Below are 11,733 nucleotides of genomic sequence, written 5' to 3' on the forward strand. Positions count from 1 at the left end.
TTTGTCTTACGTGCCTTTTTTCTGGTCACGGTATTTACCAGGAGTTGTGCCTTCCAACTTTTTAAAGGATCGGATAAAATTTTGCGGGTTTTTATATTTCAGTTTTTCCGAAATTTCTTTGACGGACATATCGGTTTCTACAAGCCAGTTTTTAGCGACATGGTGTCTGTAGGAAGAGAGATATTCACTAAAGGAGATATCCATTTCCTTTCTGAAAATACTGCTTAAATAATTGGGATTGTAATGCAGGCGTGTGGCGATTTCATCCAAGGTGAGATCTGAGTCGAATTCTTGATGAATAATATGAATGATTTTTTCTGAGATGTTTTTGTATTGTGAGTCTTCACGTGCAGCAAGCTGGTCAATAATTGGCCGGATGATCTCATGTTTCAGCCATGCTTCTGTATCTTCAAAGGTTTTAAATTCAAAAATCGTATCATAGAGCATTTTGTTGTCTTCTACCTCAAATAATTCAATACCCAGCAAATGCATCAGCTCAATTAAATTGTTTAAAAAACGAGCGAGGGCGATCTGGTATTCGTGCGGTCCTGCATTTTTAGAGAAAATGGATTGCAGGAGCACATGTAAATAGTGATCCGCTTTGCCTTGATCGCCAGCTTTCACCGCATCAAATAAATCATGCTGCAGCTGCTTTGGAAAATGGGTTTTGAACGTCTTTCCTTGCTGGATATGCTCATATAAGATAATGGATTTTTTCTCTGCTTTGAGTCTGTATTTTAAGGCTTCTTTTCCTTCAATGTAAGCGTGTTTTGCCATCGTAAGCTCCTTAAACTGGCGGCTGATTCCAATGCTGATCGATAAACCGAGCTCTTCTTCGATACGCTGCTGAATGGTTTCTGCTAATTGATTTAAATATTCAGTAAACTCTTCGTCTGATTTTGAGTGGTTAAGGATAATCGTTGTTTGATGTTCATTGACAACGGTTGGCTGAAGGTGTTCCTCTTGCGGAATAATCTGCTCGATCAGTCCATTGATCGCAAATAAAAGCAAATCAGCATCTTTTTTTTCATAAGGTGTTCCTTTTAACGTATCAATTTGGGTCACGAGCATGGACAAATGAGACCAGCCCTGGGGAAAGCCTAAGCTTTGGAACCGGTTGTTTACTTCTTCATCTGTCAGCTTTCCAAGCAGCAGACGTACCATAAAATATTGCTGTAAGTGTGTCACTTGCTGCTCAATCCGTTCCTCTAAATCATTGTTTTGATCTTTCATTTGTTTAATACTCGATTCAATTAACTCAAATTCATTTTGAAAAGGCTGTTTTTGCAAAAATGATTCATTGCGTGCAAATGACTCGTATAATAAGCGGATTGGTTTATAAAAGTGTCTGGAACCAAACCATGAAAATAGTAATGAAAGCGCTAACAAAATAGTGCAGATAATAAAGGTAATCCACCCGATTGATTTCGTTTGCTGCTTAAGTTCTGGAATAGAAACAAAGGATAGGTACGTCCATTCATTATAATCTGATTTTTGAAATGTGATTTGATAGTTGAGTTCGTCGATCTTCATATTAAATTGTCCTGATCGTTTTTCAAGTGAGAGCACATGCTTGACGAAATCTTGATATTTCAGCGATTCACCAATTTGTTCTTTGCGATTATGTAGCAGCACTTTTCCGTTTGTATCGATGACAAACATGCTATCTGATTGAGAGAAGTCAGGCATGTTATCGGCAATCACGCAGCTTGGAATGCTGGCGACAGCGATTCCCTTTTTTTGAACGCTGTTCATAGGCAGTTGTTTGATTAAATTCACATTGTACTTGCAAAAGGATGCTTTACCTTCTTTAGTCGCAACAAGTGGATTATTCTCTTCAAGTGCCCAGCTGGAGTGACTTGGTATATTGAGGTAAGAGGTCAGCGCTTTTTCTTGGTCTTCGCTTGTGACATGATAAAGCCCCGAATTGTTCATGTACCAGTCTTTCATTTTACTGACGAGTGTAATATTGGAAAGGTCGGTGTCAAAGGTTTGCAGGTAGTTCAGTTCCTGCTGTACTTGATTATAAAGCTGGAATTGGTCTGGATTTAAAGGTTCTGCCAGTGTTTGAAGGAGAGGTGTCGAACTGACATAGTGAGTGAGAGAATGATCAACCGTTTTTAAAATATGCTCAATATTGGATTGCGTTTGTTTGACGCTGTCGAGCTTTTCATTTGAGATATTTTCAAGTGCTGTTTTTTGCGAATGCTGATAAGAAAAAATACCGACAATGATAACAGGAATCGTACTAAGTATGAAAAAAAACGTCACAAGCTTGTAATAAAATTTATACTGCCTTCTTTTCATAAAACCCCCCATTTCAAACGAAACAATCTTTTCCCCTTAATTTATTAATCCAAAAATCTGGTAGGTTTGTCAATAATCATTTTCTGAGATTAGGATCATTTTCTTATGTTTTATGTAACGTTTTGAGTAGCATCACCTATGAAAATATGATCTGTTGATATGATTGTAGACGGATTTTTCATCCTTAAGATACAGTTAACACATGCATCAGCATGAGGGGAGGCTTATCAATGAAAACAGAGGATGTCACTGCCAAGGGTGTGCCTGCGGCAGCTTTGAAAAATGAAAAAAGAAAGCGCTTACTTAATCAACTGCTTAGTCAAAAGTTTTTGTATTTAATGATTTTGCCGGGGCTCATTTATTTTATTGTTTTTAAATATGTGCCAATGTGGGGGCTCATCATTGCCTTTCAAGATTACCAGCCGTTTCTCGGTATTCTTGGCAGTGAGTGGGTTGGCTTCAAACACTTTATTCGCTTGTTTACAGAACCAACATTTTTCATCTTATTAAAAAATACGCTGATTTTATTTGCCATGAATGTTGTGATTTTCTTTCCAATTCCGATCTTATTAGCCCTTCTTTTAAATGAAGTGAGATTGGCATTGTTTAAGAAGTTTGTACAGACGATGATTTATATCCCTCACTTCATGTCATGGGTCATTGTCGTGTCCTTATCTTTTGTTTTGTTAACAGTAGATGGCGGGTTAATTAATGAATTGATTGCTTTCTTTGGAGGGGAAAAGATTAACTTCCTTCTTAGTCAGGAATGGTTTAGACCAATGTACATTTTACAGGTGATTTGGCGGGAAGCAGGCTGGTCGACGATCATTTATCTTGCGGCGATTACAGCGGTAGATCCGCAGCTATATGAAGCAGCAAAAATGGATGGTGCGGGGAGATTGAGACAAATGTGGCACATCACACTTCCTGCCATTAAAAGTGTCATTGTCGTTCTGCTTATTTTAAAAATCGGTGATACGCTTGAGCTTGGCTTTGAGCATGTCTATCTATTACTGAACGCAACGAACCGAGAAGTAGCGGAGATTTTTGATACGTATGTCTATACAGCAGGTCTTAAGCAAGGACAATTCAGCTATAGTACCGCTGTTGGTTTGTTTAAAGCAGCCGTTGGACTTATTTTGGTCATGCTGGCAAACCGTTTAGCGAAGAAATTCGGGGAAGAAGGTATTTATTAAAAAGGGAGATGAGGAAGAATGACATTATCGATTGAAAAGGGATCACCGCTTGAGCATGCAGAGAAATTAGCACAAACTATTATGAAAGCGTATACACCGGTTGAGCTGCCGCCAGCTGGAAGGTGGCATTATCATCAAGGCGTTTTCCTTTGCGGCGTTATGAAGCTATATGAGGCAACAGGGAACGAGGCTTATTTCGATTATGTGAAAAACTATGCGGACTCACTTATTGATGAGTACGGAAATCTATTATTTCGCAGGGATGAGCTTGATGCCATACAAGCAGGGCTCATTTTATTCCCTCTTTACGAACGAACGAGAGAAAAGCGGTATGTGCTCGCAGCGGAGAAGCTGCGCGGACTTTATCGTACGCTAAACCGCACGTCTGAGGGCGGATTTTGGCATAAAGATAATTATGCTTATCAAATGTGGCTCGATGGACTCTACATGGGCGGCCCTTTTGCCTTAAAGTATGCTCAGCTTAAAGGTGAAGAGTCACTTGTGGATATGGTCATCCATCAAGAGCATCTCATGAGAAAGCATACGAAAGATGAACAAACAGGTCTATATTATCACGCGTGGGATGAACGAAAAACGATGCCATGGGCTGATCAAAAGACCGGCTGTTCCCCAGAGTTTTGGGCGAGATCGTTTGGCTGGTATGTCCTTGCATTAGCGGATATGATCGAGGACCTGCCCGAGCAGCATGAAATGCGGAAAGTGTGGAAGGAAACACTGACAGACATGCTGGAAAGTGTGGCAAAGTACCAGGATCAAACGACAGGTCTCTGGCATCAAATCATTGATAAAGGAAATCACAGTGACAATTGGCTTGAAAGCTCGGGATCGTGTTTATTCATGTACGCCATGGCAAAGGCCATGAATGAAGGGTATGTGGGCCTCCGTTATGTTGATCATGTGGTCAAAGCATATCAAGGCTTGATTCAGCATAAGACGGCTGAGAAAGAAAATGGTGATTTTACCATCAACGATATTTGTATTGGAACATCTGCGGGATTTTATGATTATTACGTTGGAAGAGAGCGGAGCACAAATGACTTGCACGGGGCAGGCGCTTTTATTATGGCGTTAACTGAGCTAGAAAAGCTGTCTGTTTTTCAAAAGGCATGAGAAGGCAAAAAAGTGCCGTCGTATGGCTTATCAGTTTCATCGCTGCCTTTTGTTTATCTGCCTGTCAGGGGAAAACAAACGGTATCAATGTCCTGATTTTTTCTGATATGTCAAAGGGAATGAAGGATCAATTAGTGGAGAAGGCTTTTCAGCCGGAACAAGAGACTTATAGCGTCCACATCTTTCCGGCGGTTCCTGAAAAGCTTCTTGTTGAAATTACCTCAAAAGAGGGGGACGTGATGCTTGTCCCAGAAGAAATGTTTAGAACGTATGATGATCCTGAAAGCTTTCAGCTGCTGGAAGAGATGGAAATAGGCGATCAAGCAGCAGGACCATATACGGTCGAGGACAAAAAGACAGGGAAAACGGTCGATTATGCGGTACAAATCAATAAAGGAAAGAAAAAACTCAACGGTTATACCTTTCAATTACATCGAGATATGGTCGCTTTTATTCCCGTGTATGCTGACAAGACGAAAGAGGCGCTATCTCTTATGAAACAGCTTCGTGAAAACCAATAGAAAATGGGGTGAGGAATGTGAAACGGGTCGTGATTTGCGGGCTGAGTCATCGTGCGTTCAATATGTTTATTCGACCTCTTACAGAGGATTTCAATGAGCAGTATAAGATTACAGGGCTCCTAGATATAGATGATCAGCGGTATACACTTTGTCAGGAGCGTTTTCCATCACTCCGGGGCGTTTCGTTTTTTCATGAAGATGCATTTGATCAGATGGTCAAGAAAGCAAAACCAGATATCGTCATTGTGGCAGGCAGGGATGATACACATGTCACGTATATCATGCAGGCACTTGACCATGATCTAGATGTCATCACCGAAAAGCCGATGGTGACAACAGCAAAAGACGCCAAAAAAGTGATGGAAAAAGAGGCGGAAAGTAAAGGAAAGGTCACGGTCACCTTTAATTATCGCTACAATCCCTTCCATCGAAAGATAAAAGAACTGATTCTAGACGGGAAAATTGGAAGGGTCACATCCGTTGAACTGAGCTGGCTGATTGATACGTATCATGGTGCTAGTTATTTCAAAAGGTGGAACCGTACACGTCAATTCTCTGGCGGACTGTCTATTCATAAGTCGACGCATCATTTTGATCTGGTCAACTGGTGGATTGATCAAAAGCCGAAGCAAGTATTTGCCTACGGGGCGCTGAACTATTACGGCAGCGAAAGCCCTTGGAATCCCTTGCACGGGGAGGAAAATAGATTTTGCGGAACATGTCATGTGAAGGATATCTGTCATTATGAAGCAAGGTGGAATCCGCGGGTTGAGCGCTCGAAGGTGGAGGACGACCATATTGAATCCGGTCAGGAGCAAACGCAGCAGTACTCAAATTATCGCCCGGATGCGTGCATTTTTGATCAGGAAATTGATATTGAGGATACATATGTGGCGTCAGTCGCTTATGATCAAGGGGCTCTGCTCAGCTATTCGATTCAATTCTCCGCCCCATATGAAGGCTATCGTCTGGCTATTAATGGGACGAAGGGGCGTATTGAAACAAATGAGTTTCATGTGCCATCAAGAATTCCTTTTCAATTCCCAGAACAAACAATTTCTTATTACCCGATGTTTGGATCAAAGGAGACAATTGAAGTCGTCAAGCAGCCAGGCGGACATGGCGGAGGAGATCCTCTGCTTTTGGCTGATTTATTTATAGGAAAAGATCCATTGATTCACTACGACATTTTAGCAGGTGCAGAGGCTGGTGCTTATTCGATTGCTCTTGGAGAAGGCATGTGGCGATCTGCCGCAGAAAAACGCCCAATTGAAATTGATGAATTGTTTCATAAAGAGAAGGTGTAAAGAGAAAGAGAGGAGGGGAAAGAGATGGATCATGATGGTTCAATGAGCAGAATGCTGAGGATGTGTGAGTGGGTGATGAGACTCGCCTATACGAATTTGTTATGGCTTTTGTTCACTATCCTAGGGCTTGGGATCTTTGGCTTGATGCCTGCGACCACTGCGTTATTTTCCGTGATGAGAAAGTGGATTCAAGGGCATGAGCAGGTCAATGTATTCCGCACTTTTTGGAAGGTATACCGGGAGGAGTTTGTCCGCTCTAACATGATTGGAGTGGTGCTGTTCATCATTGGAACGATTATTTATGTCGACCTTGCTTATATTTATCCGACGAGCTGGTTCCTACATGTGCTTCGCTTTGCTATATATATTTTTGGTTTTCTGTTTATTGTGAGCTTATTTTATATTTTTCCGCTGCTTGCTCATTATGATTGGAAAAAACGTCTCTATCTGAAATTCTCTCTTCTGCTGGGTGTGTCATATTTGCAATATACACTCTCTATGCTTGTTTTCTCGGCTGTGCTGTTTGTTCTGTTTGCTTATTTACCGGGAATCGTGCCATTTTTTAGTGTGAGCATACTTGCCTACGGTCATATGTGGCTGGCCTATCAAGTCTTTAAAAAGGTAGAGTTTGAAAGTGAGCACGAGACAGCCGAAGTGAAGAAGCTGCTGCCGTCTTTCCTTCAATCGAAGCGGGTGAATACGCAGTGAAGTGAACCATCTGCTATAATGGTGTCACCGTGATGAAAAGGAGAGATGAGACTCGTGTCAGTGAAAGAAATTTCAATAGAAGAATTAAAACAAAAGCTTGAGCAGGAAGACGCCATTCAGCTTGTCGATGTACGTGAGGATGAAGAGGTAGCAGAAGGGATGATCCCGGAAGCAATCCACATTCGAATGGGCGATATCCCTGAGAAGCTGGATGCATTCGATCAAACGCAGGAATATTATATTATTTGCCGCTCTGGTAAACGTAGTGAAAATGTCTGCTATTACCTAGAAGATCAAGGCTACCAAGCGACCAATGTTGTTGGTGGGATGCTTGCTTGGACAGGAGAAACAAAACCGAAGTTATAAATTGAAGACCTTTCATCGATAGGATGAAAGGTTTTTTTGTTCATATGCCTCTCTCTATGTGCATAAAGATAGAGTAGCGAGAGAAGGGAGAGTGGCATAGGTGCTAAAGGTAGCTGTATTTGATGAAGAGCATGAGAAAGATTTGCAGAGTGAAATCAATCATTTTTTAAAAGGAATGGATGACGACCAAATCATTGACATCAAGTACAATGTAGCGGTGATCTGTGAGCAGGGAGGGGAACAGCTCTACTGTTTTTCTGCACTCATTTTATATAAAAAATAGACGGTTTCAAAAAAAGGACCTGCTTGAAGGGTCCTTTTTCTTTGGTTAGCTGGCGTCAATATATAAACGGTGCTTGTTGCAGTGAACACATTGGAAGAGGTAGCCCTGTAAGTCTCCTCCGTTGACGAGCCATTGCTTTAGGTTCTCTTTCGTTAATCCTTCGCCGCTGCAAATGTCTTCGATATCCTCGGCGAGTTCTTCCTCTAGATGTTCAATCTCTTTCCAGCCGACATACTGGACGATTGCGCAAAAATCTCCGCAATGACTTAACCAATATTCCTGCTGCCATCCGCGATAGCCTGGCGTTCTGAAGATCAGCTCATCGATATATTCCTCTTGATCGACGTCATCACAGCTCGCATCGTCTTGAAAGGTTCCATTGTATTTTTTAGCCGCTGATCCATCTTTAATGCACCAAGGACAAATTCCCTCCACATCTTCAACAGCATAAAAAGGGCCATGGTACACATAATCTCTTTCTTTCTCACAAACAGGACATGTCGTATGCTCTTTTTTAATCACGTTTAACAAAACTGGGTCTGGGTTGTACTTGAACGTAGGTAACGTCATATAAACCTCCATTATGTAGAAAGTGATAATTCAACACTATTTTAAAGGAATCCTCAAGCTCCAGACAATCTTAAATTGTGTATATAGAAAAAAGCCGTTCGGATGAGGAACGGCTTTTTCTTGCTTGCGATTATGCTTTTTTTACTCTTGGACTTCTTGGTTTATTGACTTGATTGGCTTGTTTGATGATTCTTCGTTCATCATTTAGTGATTTATACAGCGAGACAATCATCAATATGATGACAACGGAGAACGGCAAGGCTGCGAGCTTGGCTGTATTTTGCAAGGCTTCGAGTCCCCCTGAAAATAAAAGCACAGCAGCAACAGCAGATTGGATAATACCCCAGCTGACTTTGACACTGCCAGAAGGATTCAATGATCCGTAGGTTGTCTGCATTCCAAGCACAAATGTAGCTGAATCAGCCGATGTAATAAAGAATACGGCGATTAATATGAGTGCTAGTATCGATGTAATCATCGCCAGCGGATATTCATTAAGCACACCGAAGAGCATCGTTTCAGTTGATAGACCTGCAACATCGACAATATTCTTTTGCTGTAAGTCCATTGCAGATACACCGAAAATCGAGAACCATAGGAATACTAGGATAGAAGGAGCGACTAAGACACCCACTAAAAATTCGCGAATCGTTCGCCCGCGTGACACTCTAGCGATAAAGATCCCGACAAATGGTGCCCAAGAAATCCACCATGCCCAATAAAAGATTGTCCATCCATTAATCCATTCTCTCTTTTCAGGATCATTTGGAGATAGACGGAAGCTCATTTGAACGATATTGGATAAGTATTGTCCAATCGAGTCAGTAAATGAATTTAAGATAAAAACAGTTGGACCTACCAAAAGTAAGAAAAACATCAGAACAGCTGCTAATACCATGTTGATATTACTTAAGTATTTAATGCCTTTTCCAATTCCGCTCAAAGCAGATGCAAGGAAAAGCACCGTCACAATGATAATAATGATCAATTGTGTGCTAAAGGCAATTGGAATATGAAAAAGATAATTCAACCCACCGTTTATTTGTGCTGCACCTAATCCTAGGCTTGTCGCAACACCAACTACAGTTGCAAATACCGCAATACAATCGATGGTTTTTCCGATCCATCCATTCGTTTTATTTCCTAAAACAGGCTGCAGCGTTGCACTGATTAAGCCAGGTGCATCTTTTCTAAATTTAAAGTAAGCAATGCAAAGTGCAACAATGGCATAAATCGCCCATGCATGAAGCCCCCAGTGGAAAAATGTATAGCGAAGGGAATCGCGGAAGGCCTGTGCAGTTTCAGTCTCCCCTGTTGGTGACTGAATAGCATAGTGGCTGATCGGTTCAGCTGCTCCGTAAAAAACAAGACCAATTCCCATACCGGCACTAAATAGCATAGCAAACCAAGAAAATAGACCAAATTCAGGCTCTTCCCCCGGTTTTCCTAGCGTAATCTTACCGATTGGGCTAAAGATAAAGAATAGACAAAAGCCGACAAGCAGTGATACCACTAACAAGTAATACCAGCCAAAGTCATTTGTAATGTATGTTTGAATTTGATCTGTGACATTTTGCAATGTGTCTGGAGAAAACGCTCCCCACATCACGGCAACAAATGTGATCGCAATCACAATCCAAAATACACTTGATACGTTTTTCACACCATCTCACTCTCCTGTTGTTCTACACGTTTAAGCAGAGGACTTAGCTTAATATCCCCTAACTCAACTTATTTCAAACAAAAAGAGGCGAGCTTCTCACTCGACCTCTACTTTACCGTAACATGTTTTGCTTCCATTTATCAACTATCGATATGGGAAGACGATTTTTCCTCAATTCGTTTGCGAAGACGGTAGACATATTCTTTTAAACATACAGCGAAAATGGTAAACACCAAAACAATAGCGATTTTTAACGGGGAAATCGACAGCTTCAAGAAAACAGCGGCTGTCAAACTAATAACGACCGCAAGAACAATCGGTAGTGCACGTCTGATCATTGAACTCTCTCCTTTGCTTCTAGTGCAGCATTCATGCCGGCAAGCCTGCCTGTCACAAGTGCTGACGTGATATTGTAACCGCCTGTATAGCCATGGATATCTAGAATTTCTCCGCAGAAATAAAGACCGGGCATTTTTTTAGACGCCATTTTCTTCGGTTCAATTTCCTTCACAGAAACGCCGCCTCCTGTCACAAACGCTTTGTCCAAGGATAGGGTACCATTTGCATGCACAATAAAATGTTTGCAATCATGGGCAAATGCACGCAGTTTATCCTTGGCTAGACCAGAGAATGTGTCTTGTGGATCAATACCGTTCCGTTCTAATAGAAACAATAAATAGCGTTCTTGCATCCAAGATTTAAGGACATTTTTAATGGCTTTCTTCGGTTCATCTTTTAGGTCACGATGAAGCTTTTGGAACAGCTCCTCGTCATTCAGCTTCGGATATAAGTCAATTTGCAGGCGGACTGCCGGCTGCTTTTTCAATTCTTTCACAACAAATCCGCTGCATCTAAGAACAGCTGGACCCGATAAACCAAAGTGAGTAAAGATCATATCCATGACATGTGTGACGACGGGTTTCCCTTTTTTATTTAGAACACTGACAGCCACACTTCTTAAAGAAAGACCTTGAAGCACTTTTTCTTTAATAAATCGTTCATCTGATGTGACCGGTACCTCTGTTGGGAAAAGCTCTGTAATGGTATGACCTGCTGCTTCTGCCCATGCATAGCCGTCACCAGTAGAGCCGGTATGCGGTACACTTTTTCCGCCGACAGCAATGACGACAGCCTTACTTGAAATTTTTTCATCATTATTTGTAACAATTCCAGCTGCTTGTCCGTCTTGATACAGAACCGTTTTAATCTTTTCGTTCGTTCGAATGGTGACATTGAGGGCGCGGAGCCTGTCTAGAAGGGCATCCACAACAGATTGTGCTTTGTTTGATACAGGGAACATACGTCCATGGTCTTCTTCTTTTAGTTCAATGCCAAGGTTTTCAAAAAATGAAATAATATCCTCGTTGTTGAACTCAGAAAATGCACTATATAGAAAACGGCCGTTTCCGGGAATATGCTTGATGATTTCTTCTACTGGAAGGCGATTAGTGACGTTACACCGTCCGCCGCCAGAAATGGCCAGCTTTCTGCCAAGTTTGTTTCCTTTGTCAATTAACAGAACAGTAGCGCCATGCTCTGCTGATGCAATCGCGGCCATCAGTCCAGAAGGTCCGCCGCCAATGACAATGACATCATAATGTTTCATGTTACATTCCTCTTTCTACTTTCAGTCATTTTTCTATTATAACGAAGATTAGGGAAGGCTGAAATATGAATTGAT

Annotated in this window: 12 protein-coding genes; 7 read left to right on the top strand and 5 right to left on the bottom strand. The window is 41.5% G+C overall.

Annotation, left to right across the window (positions count from 1 at the left end; translation table 11 throughout):
• Positions 1-6: 6 nt before the first annotated feature.
• Positions 7-2,307, bottom strand: coding sequence for a helix-turn-helix domain-containing protein (locus tag AC20OE_RS05150; protein WP_372555985.1), 2,301 nt, complete (start codon positions 2,305-2,307; stop codon positions 7-9).
• A gap of 230 nt (positions 2,308-2,537) precedes the next feature.
• On the opposite strand from AC20OE_RS05150, the gene AC20OE_RS05155 reads away from it, so the two are divergent.
• The 7 genes from AC20OE_RS05155 (at position 2,538) to AC20OE_RS05185 (ending at position 7,819) form a co-directional block, all read left to right on the top strand.
• Entirely contained in the window at positions 2,538-3,503 is a 966-nt protein-coding gene (locus tag AC20OE_RS05155) for an ABC transporter permease (RefSeq protein ID WP_268474290.1), read from the top strand.
• An 18-nt stretch (positions 3,504-3,521) separates the two neighbouring features.
• Complete coding sequence (locus AC20OE_RS05160) at positions 3,522-4,634, top strand: glycoside hydrolase family 88/105 protein (protein WP_372555986.1); 1,113 nt, start codon at positions 3,522-3,524, stop codon at positions 4,632-4,634.
• On the top strand, positions 4,631-5,155 hold the full coding sequence (locus AC20OE_RS05165) for a hypothetical protein (protein WP_064497799.1): 525 nt from the start codon (positions 4,631-4,633) through the stop codon (positions 5,153-5,155). The genes AC20OE_RS05160 and AC20OE_RS05165 overlap by 4 nt, the downstream gene beginning before the upstream one ends.
• A gap of 17 nt (positions 5,156-5,172) precedes the next feature.
• Positions 5,173-6,462: a Gfo/Idh/MocA family protein gene (locus AC20OE_RS05170; RefSeq protein WP_212040135.1), complete on the top strand. Its 1,290-nt coding sequence runs from the start codon at positions 5,173-5,175 to the stop codon at positions 6,460-6,462.
• A 24-nt stretch (positions 6,463-6,486) separates the two neighbouring features.
• Positions 6,487-7,170, top strand: coding sequence for a YesL family protein (locus AC20OE_RS05175; protein WP_212043845.1), 684 nt, complete (start codon positions 6,487-6,489; stop codon positions 7,168-7,170).
• A gap of 54 nt (positions 7,171-7,224) precedes the next feature.
• Complete coding sequence (locus AC20OE_RS05180; RefSeq protein ID WP_024424882.1) at positions 7,225-7,536, top strand: rhodanese-like domain-containing protein; 312 nt, start codon at positions 7,225-7,227, stop codon at positions 7,534-7,536.
• Positions 7,537-7,636: 100 nt separating this feature from the next.
• Positions 7,637-7,819 (top strand): sporulation protein Cse60, encoded by a 183-nt coding sequence (locus AC20OE_RS05185; RefSeq protein ID WP_024424881.1) that lies wholly within the window; start codon positions 7,637-7,639, stop codon positions 7,817-7,819.
• A gap of 45 nt (positions 7,820-7,864) precedes the next feature.
• Here AC20OE_RS05185 and AC20OE_RS05190 read toward each other — a convergent pair whose 3' ends face one another.
• The 4 genes from AC20OE_RS05190 to AC20OE_RS05205 form a co-directional block, all read right to left on the bottom strand.
• Positions 7,865-8,389 carry a CbrC family protein gene (locus tag AC20OE_RS05190; RefSeq protein ID WP_039180751.1) on the bottom strand — a complete coding sequence of 175 codons (525 nt, stop codon included), beginning with the start codon at positions 8,387-8,389 and terminating at the stop codon, positions 7,865-7,867.
• A gap of 130 nt (positions 8,390-8,519) precedes the next feature.
• Positions 8,520-10,052: a glycine betaine transporter OpuD gene (gene opuD / locus AC20OE_RS05195; protein WP_039180749.1), complete on the bottom strand. Its 1,533-nt coding sequence runs from the start codon at positions 10,050-10,052 to the stop codon at positions 8,520-8,522.
• 140 nt (positions 10,053-10,192) lie between these two features.
• Positions 10,193-10,390: a hypothetical protein gene (locus AC20OE_RS05200; RefSeq protein WP_099663549.1), complete on the bottom strand. Its 198-nt coding sequence runs from the start codon at positions 10,388-10,390 to the stop codon at positions 10,193-10,195.
• A complete protein-coding gene (locus AC20OE_RS05205; RefSeq protein WP_058838208.1) occupies positions 10,387-11,658 on the bottom strand; it encodes a BaiN/RdsA family NAD(P)/FAD-dependent oxidoreductase in 1,272 nt (423 codons plus the stop codon). The genes AC20OE_RS05200 and AC20OE_RS05205 overlap by 4 nt, the downstream gene beginning before the upstream one ends.
• Positions 11,659-11,733 lie beyond the last annotated feature (75 nt).

It is taken from the genome of Bacillus sp. SRI_025, from assembly GCF_057592095.1.